This window comes from Nocardioides sp. Iso805N, from assembly GCF_000364605.1.
GTDB lineage: Bacteria > Actinomycetota > Actinomycetes > Propionibacteriales > Nocardioidaceae > Nocardioides.
Genome location: NZ_KB822575.1, coordinates 514683 through 537050, shown reverse-complemented (window position 1 = coordinate 537050; position 22368 = coordinate 514683). Strand labels below are relative to the sequence as shown.

Below are 22368 nucleotides of genomic sequence, written 5' to 3'. Positions count from 1 at the left end.
TCGTGCCTTTTGCAGGCTCGAGTCGTGATCTTTGCGGCCGTGAGGGCTGCGAAAGTCCCGATTCGAGCCTGCAAAATCCCCTATTCGAGCCCGCTGGCCAGCGCTGCGGCGATCGGGTCGAGCCGGCGCAGGTCCACCACGTGGCCGGTGCCCTTGCCGATCAGCGTGTCCAGGGAGGCCAGCGCGACTGCCTCGGACTGCAGCAGTGAGTCGGCCGGCTCGTCGCCGAAGGCCTTGGTGCGCATCGGGGTGCCGGTCCGCTCCGGGTTGACCACGTTGATCCGGACGCCGTCCTCGGCCCACTCGTCGGCCAGCGCCTGGGTCAGGTTGACCGTCCCGGCCTTGGCCGAGGAGTAGAGGCTGTAGCCCTTGCGTCCGCGGGTGTAGGACGAGGACGTGAACAGAAGCAGTGAGCCCTGGGTCGCCTTGAGGTGCGGGTGGAACTCCTGGGCGATCAGGATCGGGGCGATGTAGTTGATCTCGGTCGCCGACCAGATCGTCTCCTCCGAGGTGTCCACCAGGTCGGCGATCGGCAGCACGCCGGCGGTGTTGACCACGAAGTCGATCCGGCCGAAGCGTTCCAGGGCGTCGGCGGCCGCTGCCGCGATGTCGGCGCGACGGGCGACGTCGGTCCCCGTCGCCGAGCGGGAGTAGGAGGCGACGTTCGCGCCGTACTCCTGCGCGAGCCGGGCGATGTCGGCGCCGATGCCGTAGGAGCCGCCGAAGATGACGATCGTCTTGCCGGCCAGTGCGGCGCGGTAGTCGTCCTCGGTGTTGTCCGGCAGCGGCTGGTGCGCGTTGAGCTGGAACAGCTTGTCGGCGAGGTAGACGTCGATCGGCTCGGTGACCTTCATGTTCTGCTCGTCGCCGGGGACGACCCAGATCTTGACGCCGGGCAGGTAGCGCAGCACCACCGAGCAGTCGTCGGTGGCCTTGAAGTCGGGGTCCTGGTTGGCGTTGTCGTAGGCCGCCTTGAGCACCGAGGCGAGGAAGGCCTGCGGCGTCTGGCCGCGGCGCAGCCGGGAGCGGTCCGGGATCTCGGCGATGGTGTTGTCGTCGGCGAGCTCGATGATCGTGTCGGCGCTCGGGATGGCCACGTCGACGGCCTGGTAGGTCTCCAGTGCCTGGAAGCAGTCGCTGACGATCCGGTTGCTCAGCAGCGGGCGGACCGCGTCGTGGAGCAGGACGTTACAGTCCTCCTCCCCCCCGGAGATCGGTCCCAGCGCCGCGAGCGCGGCCTGGGTGGTGTCGTTGCGGGTTCCGGCGCCCTCGAGGATCTTGGTGACCTTGGGGTAGCGGCCGCTGCGCGTCATCGCGTGCACCGCGTCGAGGTGGCCCGGCGCCATCATGATGATGATCTCGTCGACCTCGGGGTGTGCGTCCAGGATGCCGAGGGTGTGCTCCATGATCGGCATGCCCGCGACCTTGATCAGCTGCTTGGGCAGGTCGAGGCCGACGCGGGTGCCGACACCTCCGGCCAGCAGCACGGCCACGTTGCGCAGCTTCGACATCTCACTCCTCATGGTCGGGCCCCGTCGTCCGAGACCGCGGGCAAGTTTCCCACACAGGCCTTCGCGGGCACTTCACAGGAATCATGGCTAGGGTCGACCCCGATGAGCCGCAATCTCTCTGACAACCTGTTGCTGCCGTCGCGGGCTCGCCTGTTCCACATCGGGCCGCCCAAGACCGCCTCCACGACCCTTCAAGCCGCTGCCGCCGACCACCGCGAGCAGCTGCTGGCGCACGGCGTGCGCTATCCCGGTCCCCGGCGTGCGCACCGGCACGAGGTCGCCTCCTTCGTCGGCCGCCCGATCGGTTGGGTAGGCGCTCCAGGGTCCAACCCCGCGCCGGACCGCGCGAAGTGGGACGCGCTGATGGCGGAGGTCGAGGCGGACCACGAACGCCGGATCCTGATGGGGCACGAGTACGCCGCAGGATCCGACGATGCGATGGCCAAGCGCTTCGTGGATGCGATCGGGGAGCGGACCCACGTGGTGATCACGCTGCGCGACTACGGCTCGATGCTGCCCTCGATCTGGCAGGAGTACAACAAGGCGGGCAACGTCGGGGTCTTCGACGAGTGGCTGCAACGCGTGCTCCAGCGTCCGCGCCCGCAGGAGGTTGTCGACCGGGTGCATGTCCGGCACGACCAGGGCATGCTCGTTCGCCGATGGGCCGAGGCCGCAGGCCCGGAGAACGTCACGGTGGTGGTGCTCGACCCGGCCGACCACGGCTTCGTGTTCGAGGTCTTCGAGCGGATGCTCGGCCTGCCCGTCGGCTTCCTCGAGTCAGGCGGTCTGTCCCGCTCCAACCGCAGCCTCTCCGTCCCGGAGCTGGAGATGCTGCGTCAGACCAACATGGTGCTGCGCGAGCACGACGTGGCCTGGCCGAACTACCAGCGCTATCTCGCCAACGGCGCCGCGTTGCGGATGCTGCAGGCCCGCAAGCCGGCGGCGGACGAGCAGCGACTCGCGCTGCCTGCCTGGGCGCTGGAGACGGTGGTCGACGACATGGCCCGGCATGTCCGCGAGATCGCCGGCAGTGGTGTCCGGGTCGTGGGCGACCTGGACATGCTCGCCCGTACGCCGCGACTGCGCGGGGAGGACGAGCCTGCGCACACCGAGGTCACCGACGTGCCGATCGAGGCCGCCGCGCAGGCGATCGCCGGCGTGCTCTCCCAGGCCAGCCGCCGGTCCTGGAACTTCGGCGAGCCGAAGCCTGCTCCTGCTCCTGCCCCGGGCCCGAGCCGCGCCGAGGTGCTCGAGGGACTCAGCTGGCGCGAGCTGACCGCCGAGTTGCGCAAGCGGGTCGGTCAGCGGGCTCGTCGTACGCGCGTCAAGGACTGACCTGGCGTCGTCGGGCACGCCGGACCAGTGTGAGCCAGGCCATAGGCGAAGCCATTCCGCCGCCCCGGGAGGCCGACGTACGGTTGGCAGTGCTTCTGTTGTGAACACACCGTCTGGTACCCGTTCCGGCCTCCCGCGTGGGAGGTGGTCGGCGGGACTGGAACGAAAGGTCACCGCATGTTCCACCCTTACCGGGTGGGCGTCGTCGGCGCTGGACGCGTCGGCGCCGTCCTGGCAGCCGCCCTCCGCGCAGCCGGTCACGAGATCGTGGCCGTCGCAGGCGAGTCGGACGCCTCTCGCGGCCGGATCGCCGCCCTGCTTCCCGACGTGCCGGTGGCGAAGCCGACCGCCGTCGCCCGCGCGTGCGACGTCCTGCTGCTGACCGTGCCCGACGACATGCTCGGCAACGTCGTCCGGACGCTGGCCGACGCGGGCGCGCTGCACGAGGTCCAGTACGTCGTGCACACCTCGGGTCGCCATGGTCTCGAGGTCCTCGAGCCCGCCGTGGCCGTCGGCGCGCATCCGATCGCTCTGCATCCGGCAATGACGTTCACCGGGACCGCCGTCGACCTCGACCGCCTCTCCGGCTGTGTCTTCGGGCTGACCGCGACCGGCCCCGACCGCGCCGTCGCCGAAGCACTCGCGCTCGACCTCGGCGGCCACCCGATGTGGGTGCCCGAAGAGATGCGCACGCTCTACCACGCCGGGCTCGCGCACGGCGCGAACCACCTGGTCACCCTGGTCACCGAGGCGATGGAGATCCTCGCCGCCGCCGGTGCGGCCGACCCGGCCGGCACGCTGCGCCCCCTGCTGACCGCCGCCCTCGACAATGCCCTGGAGCAGGGCGACGCCGCACTGACCGGCCCGATCGTGCGCGGTGACGCGGGCACGGTGGCCGCGCACCTGGCCGACATCGACGCCAACGCCCCGCAGACGCTCGGCTCCTACGTCGCACTGGCCCGCGCCACCCTCGCCCGAGCGGTCGCTGACGGTCGACTGGTGCCGCTGCGGGCGCAGAAGATCGGCCGGTTGCTCGACCGCTACGACCCCGCGGTCGCGACCACGGCGCCCGGCTCTGCTGCCACCCCGCCCGCACCCGTCGCCCAGGCCGCCCAGCCTGCCCAGTCCGCCCAGCCTGCCGAGCCCGCAGCGCATCCCGCAACCCGGGCGATCACCGGCAGCCTGCCAGGGCTGCGCCGATGACCGCACCCGTCCTGGCCTCGACTCGCTCCGAGCTCGCGGCCCTGCTCTCCGACGCGCGCCGAGCCGGGCAGCGGATCGGCCTCGTCCCGACGATGGGGGCGCTGCACGAGGGCCACGCCTCGCTGATGCGGATGGCCCGCGAGCAGGTCGGCGCGGACGGCAAGGTGGTCGTCTCGATCTTCGTCAACCCGCTGCAGTTCGGTGCCGGCGAGGATCTCGACCGCTACCCGCGCACTCTCGAGGCCGACCTCGCGATCACCGCGCAGGAGGATGTCGACATCGTCTTCGCGCCCTCGGTCGAGGAGGTCTACCCGGGCTGGGCGCAGGGATCGGGACAGCCGCAGGTCACGCTCGATCCCGGTCCGCTGGGCGCGATCCTCGAAGGCAGCACCCGTCCCGGTCACTTCGCCGGGATGCTGATCGTGGTGGCCAAGCTCTTCGGCCTCGTCGGCCCCGACGTCGCCGTCTTCGGCGAGAAGGACTACCAGCAGCTCGCCCTGATCCGGCGGATGGTCGAGGACCTGTGCCTGGGGATCGATGTCGTCGGCGCTCCCACCCGGCGCGAGCGCGACGGGCTCGCCCTCTCCAGCCGCAACCGCTACCTCGGCCCCGAGGAGCGGCTGGAGGCAGTGCACCTCTCCCGTGCGCTGTTCGCCGCCCAGGACGCAGCGGCGTACGGCGCGGGTGCCGCCCTCGATGCCGCCCACGCCGAGGTGCGCCGCGCCACGTCCGTGGACATCGACTACCTGGTCGTCACGGCGGTCGACCTCGGTGAGCTGCCCGAGGCGCCCCCGGCGGGCACCGAGGCCCGGATCCTGGTCGCCGCCCGCGTGGGCAGCACTCGGCTGATCGACAACATGAGCCTGACGATCGGCTCGACGACAGGATCGGGATCCGACTCATGATGCGCACGATGATGACCGGCAAGATCCACCGCGCCACGGTGACCCAGGCCGACCTGCACTACGTCGGCTCGGTGACCGTCGACGAGGACCTCCTCGAGGCCGCCGACATCCTCCCGGGTGAGCTGGTGGCCATCGTCGACATCACCAACGGCGCCCGGCTGGAGACCTACACCATCGCGGGTGAGCGCGGCTCCGGCGTGCTCGGTATCAACGGAGCCGCAGCGCACCTGGTCCACCCCGGCGATCTGGCCATCCTGATCGCCTACCAGCAGATGACCACCGAGGCGGCCCGCGCGCTGCGTCCACATGTCGTCCACGTCGACGCAGCGAACCGGATCGTCGCGCTCGGCGACGACGCGGCCGAGCCGGTCCCCGGCACCGACCAGAGGCGTGGCGACCTGGCCACTCCCGGTCGCTGACGGTCGGTATAGCGTGCGGCCCATGCATGCGCTCCCGGGTCGGCTCAGCGCCGGCGAGCCCGGCTGGTCCGAGACGGTCGACGTCGTCATCGTCGGCTCGGGCATCGCCGGCTTGACCGCTGCGCTGCGGCTGCGCGGTGGTGACGGCGGCGTGGGCCGGATCCTGGTCGTCACCAAGGACATCGTCGGCAACGGCTCCACCCAGTGGGCCCAGGGCGGGATCGCCGCGGCCCTCGGTCCGGGCGACACCCCCGAGCAGCACGAGCACGACACCCTGGTGGCGGGCGCGGGCGTGTGCGACCTCGACGCCGTACGCGTGCTCGTGGGAGAGGGGGCCGGGGCGGTCCGCGAGCTGATCGCATGGGGCACCGAGTTCGACCACGACCCCGACGGCAACCTGTCGCTGACCCGCGAGGGCGGCCACCACCGGGACCGGATCGCCCATGCCCACGGCGACGCCACCGGTGCCGAGATCCAGCGGGCTCTCAACGAAGCCGTACGGCGCGCGCCCGAGATCATCGTCTACGAGCACACGATGGTCCTCGACCTGCTGCTGGCCGAGGACGGCGCTGTCGCCGGCCTGACGGTGCACGTGGTGGGGGAGGGCGAGCGCGACGGGGTCGGCCTGGTGCACGCCCGGGCGGTGATCCTGGCCAGCGGTGGCCTGGGGCAGGTGTTCTCCCAGACCACCAACCCGGCCGTCTCGACCGCCGACGGGATGGGCCTGGCGCTGCGCGCCGGGGCACGGCTCCGGGACCTGGAGTTCGTCCAGTTCCATCCGACCGTGATGTATCTCGGGCCCGACTCCCGCGGCCAGCAGCCGCTGATCTCCGAGGCCGTTCGCGGTGAGGGCGCGTTCCTCGTCGACTGGGACGGTGTGCGATTCATGGAGGGCGTGCACGAGCTCGCCGACCTCGCGCCCCGCGACGTGGTCTCCAAGGCGATCATGAAGCGGATGCTGGAGACCGGCCACCCGAACATGTGGCTCGACGCACGGCACCTCGGCCGAGCGTTCTGGGAGCGGCGCTTCCCCAACATCCTGGCCTCCTGTGAGCGCTACGGCATCGATCCGGCGACCGACCTGATCCCGGTCGCCCCGGCGTGCCACTACGCCTCCGGCGGGGTGCGGACCGACCTGTGGGGCCGCTCATCCATCCCGGGTCTGTATGCCACCGGTGAGGTCGCCTGCAGCGGCGTGCACGGTGCCAACCGGCTCGCCTCGAACTCCCTTCTCGAGGGTCTGGTCTTCTCCCGCCGGATCGCTGAGGTGCTGCCGGGCGAGCTGCGGCCGCTGGCCGCACCGGCCCCGGATCGTCGCCCGGTGGGCGCGATCTGCGGCAGTGTCCGCAAGGAGCTGCAGGAGACGATGAGCTCGCGCGTCGGCGTACTCCGCTCGGCCAGCGGGTTGGCCGAGGCGGTCGAGCTGCTCGACAAGCTCGCCGGGGTCACCACCGAGGAGGTCGGCCCCGACGCCTGGGAGGTGACCAACCTGGTCACCATCGCCGCCGCCCTGAGTGGATCGGCGCTGTTGCGCGAGGAGACTCGCGGATCGCACTGGCGTGAGGACTTCCCCGACCGCGACGATGCGCGGTGGGCCGGACATTGCGACGCGGCCGTAATCGACGGCGCCGTGGACCTCGACTTCCTACCCTCACCTGCGACGGACGGACCCCGATGACCCCGTACGACGACCTTCCCGCCGGGCTCCTCCAGGAGCTGCGCTCGAGCGGCCTCGACCCGTGGCACCTCTACCGCGAGGTGATCCGCGCACTGCACGAGGACCTGCCGGAGCCCCACGACGTGGACGTCACCTCGGCGGCGACCATCGCTGCGGACGCGCGCGGGCTCGGCGTCTTCGCGGCTCGGGAGGAGGGCGTCATGGCCGGCCTCGGCATCGCCGAGCTGGTCTTCCGGGCCGTCCTCGGTGACGACGTGGTGGTCCGCGATCGCAGCCACGACGGCACTCGCGTGCGGCCGGGTGACGTGGTCATGACGGTCGCCGGCCCGACGAGGGGCCTGCTGACAGCGGAGCGCACGGCACTCAACTACGCCACCCACCTGTCCGGCATCGCCACCGCCACCGCGCGCTGGGTCGACGCGCTGGAGGGCACCGGCGCCAAGGTGCTCGACACGCGTAAGACGCTGCCGACCTACCGGGCGCTGCAGAAGTACGCCGTTCGCTGCGGTGGCGGGCACAACCACCGGTTCTCGCTGGCCGACATGGCGCTGATCAAGGACAACCACGTGGTGGCGGCCGGAGGAGTGGTGCCGGCCTACCAGGCGGTGCGCGCGGCGTACCCGGACCTTCCGGTCGAGGTCGAGGTCGACTCGCTGGACCAGCTGCGGGAGCTGCTGGAGTTCGGCTGCGACCGGATCCTGCTGGACAACATGGCCCCCGAGACGCTGCGCGAGGCGGTCGTGCTGACCGCCGGACGGGCCGTGCTGGAGGCGTCCGGAGGGCTGACGCTCGAACGGGCCCGCGCGGTCGCGGAGACCGGCGTGGACTGGATCTCGGTCGGAGCGCTGACGCACTCGGTCCACGTCTTCGACATCGGCCTGGACCTGCGCAGCTCGTCCCCCGAGCCTGTCGAGGCGTCCCCCGAGCCTGTCGAGGGGTAGCGATGACCGACCTGCTGCTCTGCGCCCGCATCGGCAACTCGCACACCACCCTGGGGCTGGTCCGCGCGGGCGAGGTGCTCCAGGTGTGGCGGGTGGCGACGGATGAGCGTCGGACCGCGGACGAGTGGCCGGTGCTGCTGCGCGGGCTGCTCGGCGATCGGCTCGAGGAGGTGGACGGGATCGCCGTCTGTGCGACGGTCCCGGCGGTGCTGCACGAATGGCGCGAGATGCTCGGCCGCCACTTCGCCGACGTGCGCTCGGTCGTGGTCGAGCCGGGGGTGCGCACCGGCGTACCGATCCTGATGGACAACCCCCGTGAGGTCGGCACCGACCGGATCGCCAACGCCCTGGCCGCGGTGACCATCTACGGCGGGCCGGCGATCGTGGTCGATTTCGGGGGCACCGCGACCACCTTCGAGGTGGTCTCACCCCAGGGTCAGTACGTCGGTGGCGCGATCGCGCCCGGCCTGCAGATCTCCCTGGAGGCACTCGGACGGCGCGGTGCGCAGCTGCGCAAGGTCGAGCTGGCCCGGCCGCGGTCGGTGATCGCGAAGAACACCGTCGAGGCCGTCCAGTCCGGAATGGTCTTCGGAATGGCCGCCCAGGTCGAGGGGATCGTGGCGCGGATGATCGCCGCCCTCGGGGTCGAAGAGACCGAGGTGCGGGTCATCTCCACCGGTTATCTCGCGGATATCGTCACCGGCGAATGCGGTTGTTTCACCGACAACTCGCCCTGGCTCACCCTCCTCGGTCTGGAGCTGGTTTTCCTCCGTAATTCCTGACTACCGTTGGGGTGGTCGTGGATTTCCACATACGAGCGTGGTTTGATGGTCGCGCCATTTCAGGTGAGTTTTGATTCCGTGGAGGGAAATTCGTATGGCGCAGAAGGTGCAGATCGTTCTCGAGGACGACATCGACGGCGGTGAGGCCACGCAGACGGTCACGTTCGCGCTCGATGGCACGAGTTATGAGATCGATCTGAACGACGCCAACGCCGAGAAGCTGCGCGACGCGTTTGCGCCCTTCCTCGGTCACGCCCGCAAGCTCAGTGGCGGACAGCGTCGCGGACGTCGATCCGTTGTGGCGAACGCCGGTGGCGTGAGCGCGAAGGAGGTCCGTGAGTGGGCACGTTCCAACGGCTTCACGGTGCCCGAGCGCGGCCGCATTCCGGCCGAGGTCCGCAATGCGTTCGACGCCGCGCGCTGAAGTAGCGCGCTAGTCAAGAGATAACGGCGGGCATGTCATGGTGTGACATGCCCGCCGTTGTGCTATTCCGGAGCGACCAATGCGCGTAGGAGTGCCTTCTGCGCCTCGCTGAGGTCGGCAAGGAAATGACGGCGTACGGCGTCGGCGAGGTGGGGGATCGCCGCGGTCGTCTGCTCGAGCCCGGCCGGCGTGAGGCTCACGACCATCCGCCGCCCGCTGCCCGCCGTCTCGCGCCTCAGCAGGCCCCGCTCACTCATCCGGGTCAGCTGGTGGGAGAGCCGCGACGCGGACCATCGCAGCCACGACTGCAGCTCCTGCTGGTCCAGTCGCCCGTCGCGTTCCCAGAGCCGACCGAGGATCTCCATGTCCTGCACCGAGAGGCGGGAGTGGGTGGCCAGGTCGCGGCCGACCGCGGCGGTGACATCGCCGGACCAGGTCAGGAAGCCACGCCAGAGCTCGCGGTCCGCGCGGGGCAGGAGGTGTGGGTCCATGCGGCAAGTCTCACTGAATTGACACATCAACACAATGCGACGACTCTGGGTTGACACATCAACTCAGAGGACGACATGACCCGCTCCAGCTCGCCCGCCTCGCCCAGCTCGCAGCCGACGTTCGGCCGCGCGGCGTCGGTGCTGTGGTTCCCGATCGTGTTCGCGGCACTGTTCGCAGCGTTGGCGCTCGGCGCCTTCACCCACCCTGCGGCCCACCAGCTCAGGCTCGGTGTCGTGGGATCGCAGGCGCAGGTCGATGCGCTCGCGGGTCGGCTCGACCGCGACCATCCGGCCGGGTTCCGCACCACGCCGTACGCGACCTCCGAGCAGGCGGCGACGGCGGTGCGCACCCAGGCGGTCTCGGCGGCCGTGGTGCTCGGCGACCGCCCCGAGCTGGTGGTCGCCAGCGCTGGCGGAGCGACGAGGGTGAGCTACCTGGTCAAGGCCCTGCCGAGCGTGCTCACCGAGGAGGGCTGGAGATCGGCGCTCACCGTGCGCGACGTGGTCCCGCTGCGCGCGCGGGACCAGACCGGCAACGCCGTCTTCTTCTGGGCGCTGCCGTTGATGGTGGTCGGCATGGTCACGGCGATCCTGCTGCTGCAGTTCGCGGTCTGGCCGGCCTGGCGCAAGGCGGCCTCGATCGCCGTTATCGGATCTGTGTCGAGCGTGCTCGTCTGGGCTATCGCCGTGGCCACCAGCGTGCTCCCGGCACAGCCGTTGCTGCTGGTCTACGGCTTCATGCTCACCCAGGCGATCGGCTGGATCGCGACCGGCATGACGCCCTTCGTGAAGCAGTACTTCGTGGCGGTGGCGATGACCTTCGTGCTCGCGCTCGGCGTGCCCTCGGCCGGTGGGACCGTCGTGGGCGACCTGTTGCCGGGGCCGACTCGGTGGCTCAACGCGTTCATGCCGTTGGCCCAGACCGTGTCGTTGGCGCGGGCCGCGGCGTACTTCGACGGGCACGGCACGCTGCGCCCGCTCCTCATCCTGCTCGGCTGGCTGCTCCTGGGCGCGGCCCTGATGCTGGCGATGCACCGCCGCCGCGGCGTCGCGCAGCAGCGCGTGCTCGCCGCCGGCCACGCCCGCGAGGCGGCGGCCGCGACAGCGGAGGCGGGAGCCGGACCCGAGCGCGGCCACGTGCTCTCCGGCACGATCGTGAGCACGAGCGGTACGCCGCTGGCAGGCGCGACGGTCATCGCCGTGGACGGCTCGGGAGCACGGGTGGCCAGTGCGAGCAGCGGCACCGACGGGTCGGTACACGATCGAGGAGGTGCCGTCCGGTGCGCTGCACGTGGCGGTGGTGGCGCCGCACGCCGAGCCCGAGATCGCCACCGTCGTGGTCCATCGTCGACAGCCGCGGGTGCGGCACGACGTCGTCCTGGTCGACTGGGTCGAGCCGGTCGGCGCGGGTGCGCGCTCGGCTGCCCGATCCTGAGCCTGGATCGGGCGTGTTCGCTCTCAGCGCACGGGAAACCTGCCTCGGGCCGGAACGCGTAGGCTGTCAGCGAGGTTGTAGACCTCGACGGACCTTCCCGCTCTGGCGGCCAGGTCCACAGCCAAGCAAGAGGAGCGATGCGCATGTTCGAGCGGTTCACTGACCGAGCCCGCCGGGTGGTCGTGCTGGCCCAGGAAGAGGCCCGCATGCTCTCCCACAACTACATCGGCACCGAGCACATCCTGCTCGGTCTCATCCACGAGGGTGAGGGCGTCGCCGCCAAGGCGCTGGAGTCGCTCGACATCTCCCTGGAGGCCGTGCGTGCCCAGGTCGAGGAGATCATCGGCCAGGGCCAGCAGGCGCCGTCGGGTCACATCCCCTTCACCCCGCGCGCCAAGAAGGTGCTCGAGCTGTCCCTGCGCGAGGCGCTGCAGCTCGGCCACTCCTACATCGGCACCGAGCACATCCTGCTCGGCCTGATCCGCGAGGGCGAGGGCGTTGCCGCCCAGGTGCTGCAGAAGCTAGGCGCCGACCTCAACCGGGTCCGCCAGCAGGTCATCCAGCTGCTCTCGGGCTTCCAGGGCAAGGAGTCGGGCCAGGCCGCTGCGGCGACCGCCGGCGGCAGCAGCGAGGCACCGTCCTCGTCGCTGGTCCTCGACCAGTTCGGCCGCAACCTCACCCAGGACGCGAGAGAGGGCAAGCTCGATCCGATCATCGGACGAGCGCCACAGATCGAGCGGGTCATGCAGGTGCTCTCCCGCCGTACCAAGAACAACCCGGTGCTGATCGGCGAGCCCGGCGTCGGCAAGACGTCCATCGTCGAGGGCCTGGCCCAGGACATCGTCAAGGGCAACGTGCCCGAGACGCTCAAGGACAAGCAGATCTACACGCTCGACCTGGGCGCCCTGGTGGCCGGCAGCCGCTACCGCGGTGACTTCGAGGAGCGCCTGAAGAAGGTGCTCAAGGAGATCAAGACCCGCGGCGACATCGTGCTGTTCATCGACGAGATCCACACCCTCGTCGGCGCCGGTGCGGCCGAGGGCGCGATCGACGCGGCCTCGATCCTCAAGCCGATGCTGGCTCGTGGTGAGCTGCAGACCATCGGTGCGACCACGCTCGACGAGTACCGCAAGTACCTCGAGAAGGACGCCGCGCTGGAGCGTCGCTTCCAGCCGATCCAGGTCCCCGAGCCCTCGATCGCCGAGACGATCGAGATGCTCAAGGGTCTGCGCGACCGTTACGAGGCGCACCACCGGGTCACCATCACCGACGAGGCGCTGGTCTCCGCGGCGACGCTGGCCGACCGTTACATCTCCGACCGGTTCCTGCCGGACAAGGCGATCGACCTCATCGACGAGGCCGGCTCGCGCCTGCGGATCCGTCGGATGACGGCCCCGGCCGACCTGCGCGAGTACGACGAGAAGATCGCCGAGGTGCGCCAGCGCAAGGAGGCCGCCATCGACGGCCAGGACTTCGAGGCGGCCGCGCGCCTGCGCGACGAGGAGAAGCAGCTCCAGCTCAAGAAGGCCGAGCGGGAGAAGGCATGGCGCTCCGGCGACATGGACGAGGTCGCCGAGGTCGACGAAGAGCTGATCGCCGAGGTGCTGGCGGTCGCCACGGGCATCCCGATCGTGAAGCTCTCCGAGGAGGAGTCCACCCGACTGCTCAAGATGGAGGACGAGCTGCACAAGCGCGTCATCGGGCAGGACGAGGCCGTCAAGGCACTCTCCCGTGCCATCCGGCGTACTCGTGCGGGTCTGAAGGACCCGAAGCGTCCGGGCGGCTCGTTCATCTTCGCCGGTCCGTCCGGTGTCGGTAAGACGTGGCTGTCCAAGACGCTGGCCGAGTTCCTCTTCGGCGACGAGGACGCGCTCATCCAGCTCGACATGTCGGAGTTCGGCGAGAAGCACACAGTCTCGCGGCTCTTCGGCTCGCCGCCGGGATACGTCGGCTACGAGGAGGGCGGCCAGCTCACCGAGAAGGTGCGCCGCAAGCCGTTCTCGGTCGTCCTCTTCGACGAGGTCGAGAAGGCCCACCCGGATATCTTCAACAGCCTGCTGCAGATCCTGGAGGAAGGTCGCCTGACCGACTCCCAGGGCCGGGTCGTGGACTTCAAGAACACCGTCATCATCATGACGACCAACCTCGGCTCGCGCGATATCGGCAAGTCGGTCGGCATCGGGTTCAACTCCGGTGACGCAGCCGGCTCCTACGACCGGATGAAGGCGAAGGTCTCCGACGAGCTCAAGCAGCACTTCCGGCCTGAGTTCCTCAACCGTGTCGACGAGATCATCGTGTTCCCGCCGCTGTCGCAGGAGCAGATCATCTCGATGGTCGATAACATGGTTGCCGCGGTGGAGAAGCGCCTCAAGGACCGGGACATGGGCATCGAGCTCACCGTCGCCGCCAAGGCGCTGCTCGCCCAGCGGGGCTTCGACCCGGTCCTCGGCGCACGTCCGCTGCGTCGTACGGTCCAGCGGGAGATCGAGGACGTCCTCGCGGAGAAGATGCTCTACGGCGAGGTCGGCCCGGGTCAGATCGTGCTGGTCGACGTCGAGGGCGAGGGCCCGAGCGCGTCGTTCACGTTCAAGGGCCAGAAGGTCGAGTCGCTGCCCGACGTGCCGCCGTTCGAGGCGGCTGGCGTCGGCGAGAGCGATGTCTCGACCGGCGAGGAGCCGGGCGACGCGGCTCCCGCCGAGTGACGCACTGAAGATAGGCGCCCCGGTCCACGTGAGTGGGCCGGGGCGCTTCTCATTTCGCCGCCGTTTCGTCCAGGACTATCCCGGCAGGGCGAACGTGTCCGGCCCGACCTGAGCGGCCAGTCCGTCGGTGAGCAGGCCGGCCAGGGAGCGCTCGCGCTGGGCGACATCCGCCCAGACAGCCTCGAGGGCGCTGCGGTGCACGGGCCCGTCGGCGTCCCGCAGTACGGCGAGCAGCCGTCCCCGACACTGCCGGTCCGTCCCGGCCCAGGTCTGGACCTTCCTCGGCGGTCCGGCGTAGGCGGGCCGCCCGGCCGCTGACCAGGCGCACGCTGTAGCGATCGGGCAGGTCGGGCACGCCGGTGTGGCGGCCGTGCAGACCAGCGCGCCCAGCTCCATCACCGCGACCGACCAGGTGGCGGCGGTGGGTTCGTCGTCGGGCAGCAGCGCGGCACCGAGGTCGCGCTCGGCCCGGCTCACCGAGGTGCCGGGGAACTCCACCCCCGTGACGGCGCGGGCGAAGACCCGCCGCACGTTGGTGTCGAGCACGACCTGGCGCTGGCCGAAGGCGAAGGCCGCCACCGCCGAGGCGGTGTAGTCGCCTACGCCCGGCAGTGCGAGCAGGTCGGCGTGCGCGGCGGGTACCTCGCCGTCGTGCTGCTCCACGATCGCTGTCGCTGCGGCGTGCAGCCGCAGCGCGCGGCGCGGGTAGCCCAGACGTCCCCAAGCCCGGACCGCCTCGCCAGGAGGCTCCGCGGCGAGCGCGGCTGGGGTCGGCCAGCGCCGCAACCAGGCCTCGTGCACGGGCAGCACCCGAGCGACCGGCGTCTGCTGCAGCATGAACTCGCTGACCAGCACCGACCACGGGGTCGCCGACTCCGTGCGCCAGGGCAGCTCGCGCGCGTTCGCGTCGTACCAGCGCAGGAGGGGCTCGTGCAGCCGATGCGTCGAGCCCGCCGAGATGTCGCTCACCCGACGATTGTCCCTGAGTGCTTGCCGTGGTGCGGAGTGGCACCCGGATCCGGCGGCGGTGACTGATTACGGTGTGCGCATGCCAGCGTTGACTCGGGGACCGCTCCCGCCGTCGGTCTACTGGCGACGGCGCCTGATCCTCCTCACGGTGGCACTGCTGCTGCTCTGGGGCGCGCTGCACGTCTTCGGTGGTGGCGGTGACAAGAAGCCGTCGGCCGCTGCCGACCTGACCGGCTCATCGACGACGTCGAGCCCTCAGCCGAGCACCTCGGCCGAGGCCACCACGCCCACGCCGAGCGTGTCGACGACACCCAGCGTGAGCGAGACGCCCACGCCGACCCCGACGGTGCTGCCCACCCCTACCGGCGTCTGCGCGCCCAGCGACCTCTCGGTGACGCCCTCGGTCACCGGCGCCGCCGCCGGTGCCAACGTCGCGATCGTGCTGAGGTTGCAGACGTTCTCGACCCCGGCCTGCACGTGGCACGTCGGCCACAAGACGATGCAGGTCAAGGTCAGCACCGCCGGAGGTGCCGACGTGTGGTCGACGGTGCAGTGCCCGGCCGCGATCGCGAACAGCGATGTGGTGGTCTACAAGGACGTCCCGACCCAGGTGAGTGTGACCTGGTCGGCCCGTCCTTCGGACGCGGAGTGCTCCACGCACACCCGGTGGTCCAACCCGGGCAGCTACAGCGTGACGGGCGTCGCGCTCGGCGGCGTACCGGACCAGGCCACCTTCACCCTCGGCCCCCACGTTGCCGCTCCGCCGGTCGCGCAGCCGACCAGCGGCACGAGCACGAGCGCGACGCCGGGTGCGAGCCCGAGCAGTACGCCGAGCAGCACCCCGAGCAGCACACCGACGGGTAAGGCGGTCACCACCTCACCAACCCCGAGCAGCAGCGGCACCGCCACTGCCAAGAAGAAGCACAAGAAGCAGATCCAGGACTGACCGCATCTACCGGAGGCCCTTGGTCTCGCTGCTCGGCGAGGCCCTTGCGCAACCGTCAGGTGTGCACGGGATCAGACGTAGCGCTCGAGGATCGTGGACTCGGCCAGGCGGGAGAGACCCTCGCGAACCGAGCGGGCGCGCAGCTCCCCGACGCCCTCGACGGCCTGCAGGTCGTCGATCGACGCCGAGAGCAGCTTCTGCAGGGTGCCGAAGTGGTCGACCAGTCGGTCGACGACGGCACCGGGAAGCCGCGGCACCTTGGCAAGCAGCCGGTAGCCGCGGGGGGTGACGGCTCCGTCGAGCGCATCGCCGCTGGACAGCCCGAGGACGCGAGCGGCCGCGGCCGGGTCGACCAGCTCGGTGGAGGAGAGTGCCTCGAGCTGGGCGAGCAGCTCCTCGGGGCTGCGGGCGCGGCGGCCGCGGGGCAGGTAGTCGCGGATGACCAGCTCGCGCTCGGCGTCGACGCCGGTGATCAGCTCTTCGAGCTGGAGGGCGAGCAGGCGGCCATCGGTGCCGAGCTCGACGATGTAGTCCTCGATCTCGCGGGCGATGCGAGTGACCATCTCGAGGCGCTGCGCCACCACGGCGACGTCGCGGACGGTCACCAGGTCCTCGATCTCCAGCGCGGACAGCGTCGAGGCGACCTCGTCGAGTCGCATCTTGTAGCGCTCGAGGGTCGCCAGCGCCTGATTGGCGCGCGAGAGGATCTGGCCGGAGTCCTCGAGCACGTGCCGGGTCGCGCCGACGTAGGCGGCGATGATCTGCATCGACTGCGACACCGAGATGACCGGGAAGCCGGTCTGCTTGGCGACACGGTCCGCCGTGCGGTGCCGGGTGCCGGTCTCGGTCGAGGGGATGCTGTGGTCCGGCATGAGGTGGACCGCTGCCTTCATGATCTTGCTGATGCCGCCGTCGATGATGATTGCGCCGTCCATCTTGGCGAGCTCGCGCAGGCCGGTGGAGGTGAACGGCACACCGAGCTCGAAGCCGCCGGTGGCGATCTCCTCCACGGTCTTGTCGTAGCCGAGCACGATGAGGGCACCGGTGCGGCCGCGCAGGATCCGATCGAGCCCGTCGCGAAGCGGAGCCCCGGGGGCGATCAGGGCCAGAGTCTCGCGCAGACGCAGCGACTCCTCTGGGCGCTCGTTGGCCACGGCGATCCTTTCATCGGCGAACAGGGACAGAGTCTATCGGTGGAGAGGCTCCTCAGGTCTCTGTTCCGGTGAGACGAAGGATCGCGATGCTGGTGGCGAGGTCGTGCACCTCATAGACCTTCATCCCATCCACCATGCGCTCGCTGGGTCTGATCCAGCCACCGGGCTGGGTCCGCTCGGCAGGCGGCACCACCGCCACCTCGAAGCCGAGCCGAGCCGCTTCGGCCAGCCGGGCCTCCAACCCGCGGACCCGGCGCAGCTCGCCGGCCAGGCCGATCTCGCCCATCGCCACCACCCCGCGCGGGCTCGGCCGGCCGCAGGCCGCGGAGGCGATGGCGACGGCGATCGCCAGGTCGCTCGCGGGATCCATCAACTTCGCCCCACCGACCGTGGAGACGAAGATGTCGCGCTGGTGCAGGCGCATCCGAGCATGCCGCTGCAGCACCGCGAGGATCATCGCCAGCCGGGAGCCGTCCACTCCCGAGGTCGTACGCCGCGGCCGTTCGGCGATCATCGGCGCCACCAGCGCCTGCACCTCGGCGAGCAGCGGCCGACGGCCCTCCAGGGTCACCGCCACGCACGTGCCGGGGACCGAGACGTGCTGGGTCTCGATGAACAGCCCGGTCGGGTCGGTGACGGCGACGATGCCCTCGGCCGACAGGTCGAAGCAGCCGACCTCGTCGACAGGGCCGTAGCGGTTCTTCATCGCCCGGACCATCCGGAAGCGGGAGTCGCGCTCGCCCTCGAAGTGCAGCACCACGTCGACCAGGTGCTCGAGCACCCGCGGGCCGGCGATCGAGCCGTCCTTGGTCACGTGACCGACGAGCACCGTGGTGATGTTGCGGGTCTTGGCCATCCGCACCAGCGCGGCCGCGACCTCCTTGACCTGGGTCACCCCGCCGGGCACGCCGTCGGTGTCGGCTGCGCCGATGGTCTGCACCGAGTCGACGACGAGCAGCTCGGGCCGGACCTCCTCGATGTGGGTCAGCACCGCGCCCAGATCGGTCTCGGCGGCGAGGTAGAGCTCGTCCTGGATAGCCCCGGTGCGGTCGGCGCGCAGTCGAACCTGGGAGGCGGACTCCTCGCCGGTGATGTAGAGCGTGCGGCGCCGGCCCTTGGCGGTCTGGGCGGCGACCTCGAGCAGCAGGGTGGACTTGCCGACGCCGGGCTCCCCGGCGAGCAGGATCACCGCACCGGGCACCAGGCCGCCGCCGAGCACCCGGTCGAGCTCGGGCACGCCGCTGGCGCGGAAGCCGGACTCGGTGGTGGACACCTTGCCGATCGGGACCGCGGCGGCCGAGACGGGTGCGGCCGGCGTACGCCCGGTGGGGGCTGCTGCCTCCGCGACCGACCCCCAGGCCTGGCACTCCCCGCAGCGGCCCACCCACTTGGCGGCCTCCCAGCCGCATTCGCTGCAGCGATAGGCAGGACGGGGTGGCTTGGTGGCGGTCCGGGCAGGCATGGCGGCAACGCTAGGCGAGAGGTCCGACAGTTCTCGGCGGACACTCTGCTCGCACAACGGTCCGGCCTCGCCGATATGCTGTCCGGGATCGATCCTTGGATCGATCCAGAGCCTAGGAGGTGCACCGGGTGAACCGTGTCATCGGTCGGCTGTCGGCGCCCCCGACCCTCGCCGACGTCGCCGAGCTCGCCGGCGTCTCCCGGCAGACCGTCTCCAACGCGGTCAACAACCCCGACCTCCTCCGCGAGGACACCCTCGCGCGGGTGCAGGCCGCGATCGAGCAGCTCGGCTACCAGCCCAACCGCGCCGCCCGCAGCCTGCGCACCCGATCCTCGCGCCTGATCGGACTGCGAATCGCACCGGCGCAGGAGGGCAACGCCAACGCGCTGATGGACCGGTTCGTGCACGCACTGGTCGACACCTCGCGGGAGGCCGGCTACCACATCCTGCTGTTCACCGGCGACGCCGAGGACCCGGTGGCCGGGTACGACGACCTGCTTCGGTCGACCGCCGTCGACGCGTTCATCGTGACGGACACGTTCATGGGCAACCCGGCCGCGGCGTGGCTGCGGTCGCGCCGAGCGCCCTTCGTCGCGTTCGGTCGGCCCTGGGACGACGAGCACGACTCGGTCCATCCCTGGGTCGAGATCGACAGCGCCGCAGGCGCCGCGATGGCCACCGGGCATCTGATCGAGCGTGGTCACACCCGGATCGCGTGGATCGGCTGGAGGAAGGACTCCGTCCTCGGCGAGGAGCGCCGCTCGGGCTGGACGCGCACCATGCGCGAGCACGGCCTGGCCACCACGGGCCTGGCCTCGCGCGTCGAGGACACCATCGCCTCGGGCCGCGCGGCCACCGTCGCGCTGCTCGACGAAGCCAGCCCGACCGCCTTCGTGTGCGCGTCTGACACGCTCGCCATGGGCGTCCTGCACGAGCTCTACGCACGCGGGCTGCGGCCGGGGGAGGACATCGCGGTCACCGGCTTCGACGACTCCCAGGTCGCGCAGACGGTGCCGCCGGGTCTGACCTCCGTGCGGCAGCCGTTGGAGGACGCCGCCGTCGCGGTGGTCAAGGCGCTCGAGGGGCTGCTGGGGAACCCGCCGTACCTGGCTGATGGCGTGATGCTGCAGCCACGGCTCGTGGTCCGCGGCAGTTCCTGACCTATTTCTTGCATACTTCTTGCAAGAAATAGTCCTAGTCTTGCGGCATGAGTCATCGACTTGCCGAGGTCGCCGCGCGCGCCGGCGTCAGTGAAGCCACGGTGAGCCGCGTGCTCAACCGCAAGCCGGGGGTCTCGGAGGCCACCAGGTCGCGGGTGCTGACCGCGTTGGACGTGCTGGGCTACGAGCGCCCCACCAAGCTGCGTGGTGAGCGTGCCCGCCTGGTCGGCCTGGTGCTGCCCGAGCTGCAGAACCCCATCTTCCCGGCGTTCGCCGAGGCGCTCGGCGCCAACCTCGCGCAGCACGGCCTCACGCCCGTGCTCTGCACCCAGACCGCCGGGGGCGTGCAGGAGCCGGAGTACATCGACCTCCTCCTCGAGCAGCACGTCGCGGGCGTCGTCTTCGCCGGCGGCAATTACAACCAGGGCGACGCCGACCACCGCCACTACGACCGGCTGATCCACCGCAAGCTGCCCGTGGTGCTGATCAACGCGGCCATCGAGCGGCTGCCGTTTCCGCGGGTGGTCTGTGACGACGCCAGCGCGATGGAACAGTCCATGGAGCATCTGCTCGCGCTGGGCCACGAGCGGATCGGCCTCGTGCTCGGCCCGCGCGACCACGTCCCCTCGGAGCGGAAGCTCGCGGCAGCACGCCAGGTCGCCGCAGCGGCCGGGCACCCGCTCGACGAGGAGCTGGTGGTGCGCAGTCTCTACTCGCTGCAGAGCGGACAGGCCTCGGCCGCCCGCCTGCTCGAGCACGGCGTCACCGGCATCGTCTGCGCGAGCGATCCGCTCGCGCTCGGCGCCGTCCGAGCCGTCCGCCGCGCGCGCCTCTCGACCCCCGAGGACGTCTCGGTGATCGGGTACGACGATTCAGCCTTCATGGCCGTCGCCGACCCGCCGCTGACCACGATCCGACAGCCCATCGAGGCGATGGCGCGGGCCGCGGTGGACTTCTTGATGAGCCAGATCGACGACACGATGGGGCCGGTCGACGAACTGCTTTTTGAGCCCGAACTGGTGGTCAGACGGTCCACCGGGACTGCAAAGTCGCGTCTGTGAAACGCAAAGTCACGAAATTAATTACATAGCGTCAAGTTCTTGCATCGATCTGGTCCCGCTGCGTAGCGTCCGGTTTCGCCCGCCGTGTGGCGGGCGTCACACGCGATCGGAGCAAAGTGGACGAGATCCCAGGGGCCGGCCCGTCGCAGGCGAGCAGCGGCCAGCACTCGGCGGCGGATCGTGACTGGTGGCGCGGTGCCGCCATCTACGAGATCTATCCGCGCAGCTTCGCCGACGCCAACGGCGACGGCACCGGCGACCTCGCCGGCGTACGTGCACGTCTTCCCTACCTCCGCGACCTCGGCATCGACGCGATGTGGTTCACGCCGTGGTACCAGTCGCCGATGGCCGACGGCGGGTACGACGTCGCCGACTACCGGGCGATCGACCCCCTCTTCGGCGATCTGGCGGAGGCCGAGGCGCTGATCTCGGATGCCCTCGGCTACGGGATCCGCACCATCATCGACGTGGTCCCCAACCACGTCTCGGACCAGCACGTCTGGTTCCAGCAGGCCATCGCGGCGGGACCCGGCTCACCGGAACGGGAGCGGTTCTGGTTCCGCGAGGGCCGCGGGCCGAACGGCGAGGAGCCGCCCAACGGTTGGACCTCGGAGTTCGGTGGCCGCGCCTGGTCCCGCCTCACCGCCCCCGACGGCACTCCCGAGCAGTGGTACCTCCACCTGTTCGCCGCCGGTCAGCCCGACCTCAACTGGGGCCACCCGGACGTGCGGCGCGAGCACGAGGACGTGCTGCGGTTCTGGTTCGACCGCGGCGTCGCCGGGATCCGGATCGACTCGGCGGCGCTGCTGGCCAAGGACCCGGCGCTGCCGGACCTCCCCATCCAGCCGCTTCCCGGCGAGCACCCCTACGTCGACCGGGATGACCTTCAGGAGATCTACCGGAGCTGGCGCCGGATCGCTGAGGAGTACGACGGCGATCGCGCCCTGATCGGTGAGATCTGGCTGCCCAACCCGGACCGGTTCGTGCGCTACCTGCGCTCCGACGTACTGCATGCGGCGTTCAACTTCGACTTCCTCACCGCGCCGTGGGACGCCGAGGTGCTGCGCACCTCGATCGACACGACGCTGATGATGCACGGCCGTGTCGGTGCGCCGGCGACGTGGGTGCTCTCCAACCACGACATCACCCGACCGGTCACCAGGTACGGGCGGGCAGACACCGGCTTCGCCTTCGACCGCAAGCGGTACGGCACGCCGTCCGACCGGGTGCTCGGCGAGCGACGTGCCCGAGCGGCGGCGATGCTGGCGATGGCGCTGCCCGGCGCCTACTACCTCTTCCAGGGCGAGGAGCTCGGCCTGGACGAGGTGGAGGTGCCGCGGGAGCGGATCCAGGACCCGATGCACTTCCGCAGCGGGGGAGTGGACCCCGGTCGCGACGGTTGCCGGGTACCGCTGCCCTGGGACGGCGAGAAGCCGCCGTACGGGTTCAGCTCAGGCGACGTCGACACCTGGCTGCCCCAGCCCGACGACTGGGCCTCGATGACAGCGGAGGCGCAGTCGGCCGATCCGGGCTCGATGCTCTCGCTGTACCGGATGGCGCTGATGGTGCGACGCACCCACCCCGATCTCGGCGACGGCTCGATGAAGTGGATCCCCTCCGCCCCAGGCGTGCTCGCCTTCCAGCGCGGCGACAGCTTCATCAACATCACCAACCTCGACACCGACCCCTGTGAGCTGCCCTCCCACGAGCGCATCTGGCTCACCAGTGCGCCCCTGGAAGGAGGACGTCTTCCGGCCAACGCCACGGCCTGGCTGCGCCCCTCGGCATAA

General features: G+C 70.6%; 19 protein-coding genes. 14 read left to right on the top strand and 5 right to left on the bottom strand.

Going from position 1 to position 22368, the window contains the following annotated elements; genetic code table 11:
- Window positions 1-80: 80 nt before the first annotated feature.
- Complete coding sequence (locus H036_RS21590; protein ID WP_017933207.1) at window positions 81-1511, bottom strand: bifunctional cytidylyltransferase/SDR family oxidoreductase; 1431 nt, start codon at window positions 1509-1511, stop codon at window positions 81-83.
- Window positions 1512-1613: 102 nt separating this feature from the next.
- On the opposite strand from H036_RS21590, the gene H036_RS0102560 reads away from it, so the two are divergent.
- From H036_RS0102560 to H036_RS0102525, 8 genes are all read left to right on the top strand, one after another.
- Window positions 1614-2846 carry a hypothetical protein gene (locus tag H036_RS0102560; RefSeq protein WP_017933206.1) on the top strand — a complete coding sequence of 411 codons (1233 nt, stop codon included), beginning with the start codon at window positions 1614-1616 and terminating at the stop codon, window positions 2844-2846.
- 177 nt (window positions 2847-3023) lie between these two features.
- Window positions 3024-4049, top strand: a complete 1026-nt coding sequence (locus H036_RS0102555) for a Rossmann-like and DUF2520 domain-containing protein (protein ID WP_017933205.1) — start codon at window positions 3024-3026, stop codon at window positions 4047-4049.
- A complete protein-coding gene (gene panC / locus H036_RS21585; RefSeq protein ID WP_017933204.1) occupies window positions 4046-4954 on the top strand; it encodes a pantoate--beta-alanine ligase in 909 nt (302 codons plus the stop codon). Before H036_RS0102555 ends, panC begins: the two co-directional genes overlap by 4 nt.
- Window positions 4951-5373: an aspartate 1-decarboxylase gene (gene panD, locus H036_RS0102545; protein WP_017933203.1), complete on the top strand. Its 423-nt coding sequence runs from the start codon at window positions 4951-4953 to the stop codon at window positions 5371-5373. The genes panC and panD overlap by 4 nt, the downstream gene beginning before the upstream one ends.
- A gap of 22 nt (window positions 5374-5395) precedes the next feature.
- Window positions 5396-7051 carry an L-aspartate oxidase gene (locus H036_RS0102540; protein WP_017933202.1) on the top strand — a complete coding sequence of 552 codons (1656 nt, stop codon included), beginning with the start codon at window positions 5396-5398 and terminating at the stop codon, window positions 7049-7051.
- Window positions 7048-7992, top strand: a complete 945-nt coding sequence (nadC, locus tag H036_RS0102535; RefSeq protein ID WP_017933201.1) for a carboxylating nicotinate-nucleotide diphosphorylase — start codon at window positions 7048-7050, stop codon at window positions 7990-7992. The genes H036_RS0102540 and nadC overlap by 4 nt, the downstream gene beginning before the upstream one ends.
- A gap of 2 nt (window positions 7993-7994) precedes the next feature.
- The gene (locus H036_RS0102530; protein ID WP_017933200.1) at window positions 7995-8774 is read left to right on the top strand and encodes a type III pantothenate kinase; all 780 of its coding nucleotides are present in this window, start codon (window positions 7995-7997) and stop codon (window positions 8772-8774) included.
- A 94-nt stretch (window positions 8775-8868) separates the two neighbouring features.
- The gene (locus H036_RS0102525) at window positions 8869-9198 is read left to right on the top strand and encodes a histone-like nucleoid-structuring protein Lsr2 (RefSeq protein WP_017933199.1); all 330 of its coding nucleotides are present in this window, start codon (window positions 8869-8871) and stop codon (window positions 9196-9198) included.
- 62 nt (window positions 9199-9260) lie between these two features.
- Here the strand turns inward: H036_RS0102525 and H036_RS0102520 are convergent, their stop codons facing one another.
- The gene (locus tag H036_RS0102520) at window positions 9261-9689 is read right to left on the bottom strand and encodes a MarR family winged helix-turn-helix transcriptional regulator (protein ID WP_017933198.1); all 429 of its coding nucleotides are present in this window, start codon (window positions 9687-9689) and stop codon (window positions 9261-9263) included.
- Between the two features lie 75 nt (window positions 9690-9764).
- Here H036_RS0102520 and H036_RS21580 point away from each other — a divergent pair, with 75 nt between their 5' ends.
- Window positions 9765-11186: a hypothetical protein gene (locus H036_RS21580; protein ID WP_017933197.1), complete on the top strand. Its 1422-nt coding sequence runs from the start codon at window positions 9765-9767 to the stop codon at window positions 11184-11186.
- Between the two features lie 81 nt (window positions 11187-11267).
- On the top strand, window positions 11268-13826 hold the full coding sequence (locus H036_RS0102510) for an ATP-dependent Clp protease ATP-binding subunit (RefSeq protein ID WP_017933196.1): 2559 nt from the start codon (window positions 11268-11270) through the stop codon (window positions 13824-13826).
- Window positions 13827-13901: 75 nt separating this feature from the next.
- Here the strand turns inward: H036_RS0102510 and H036_RS0102505 are convergent, their stop codons facing one another.
- Window positions 13902-14795 (bottom strand): A/G-specific adenine glycosylase, encoded by an 894-nt coding sequence (locus tag H036_RS0102505; protein ID WP_017933195.1) that lies wholly within the window; start codon window positions 14793-14795, stop codon window positions 13902-13904.
- A gap of 79 nt (window positions 14796-14874) precedes the next feature.
- Here H036_RS0102505 and H036_RS24160 point away from each other — a divergent pair, with 79 nt between their 5' ends.
- On the top strand, window positions 14875-15741 hold the full coding sequence (locus H036_RS24160) for a hypothetical protein (RefSeq protein ID WP_017933194.1): 867 nt from the start codon (window positions 14875-14877) through the stop codon (window positions 15739-15741).
- Between the two features lie 71 nt (window positions 15742-15812).
- On the opposite strand, the gene disA is transcribed toward H036_RS24160, so the two are convergent.
- Together disA and radA are read right to left on the bottom strand one after the other, a co-directional pair.
- Window positions 15813-16895 (bottom strand): DNA integrity scanning diadenylate cyclase DisA, encoded by a 1083-nt coding sequence (gene disA, locus H036_RS0102495; RefSeq protein ID WP_017933193.1) that lies wholly within the window; start codon window positions 16893-16895, stop codon window positions 15813-15815.
- 52 nt (window positions 16896-16947) lie between these two features.
- Window positions 16948-18357: a DNA repair protein RadA gene (gene radA, locus H036_RS0102490; RefSeq protein WP_017933192.1), complete on the bottom strand. Its 1410-nt coding sequence runs from the start codon at window positions 18355-18357 to the stop codon at window positions 16948-16950.
- Between the two features lie 128 nt (window positions 18358-18485).
- On the opposite strand from radA, the gene H036_RS0102485 reads away from it, so the two are divergent.
- From H036_RS0102485 to H036_RS0102475, 3 genes are all read left to right on the top strand, one after another.
- Window positions 18486-19517: a LacI family DNA-binding transcriptional regulator gene (locus H036_RS0102485; RefSeq protein WP_017933191.1), complete on the top strand. Its 1032-nt coding sequence runs from the start codon at window positions 18486-18488 to the stop codon at window positions 19515-19517.
- A gap of 47 nt (window positions 19518-19564) precedes the next feature.
- Window positions 19565-20578: a LacI family DNA-binding transcriptional regulator gene (locus H036_RS0102480; RefSeq protein ID WP_017933190.1), complete on the top strand. Its 1014-nt coding sequence runs from the start codon at window positions 19565-19567 to the stop codon at window positions 20576-20578.
- A gap of 125 nt (window positions 20579-20703) precedes the next feature.
- The gene (locus tag H036_RS0102475) at window positions 20704-22368 is read left to right on the top strand and encodes a glycoside hydrolase family 13 protein (RefSeq protein ID WP_198289891.1); all 1665 of its coding nucleotides are present in this window, start codon (window positions 20704-20706) and stop codon (window positions 22366-22368) included.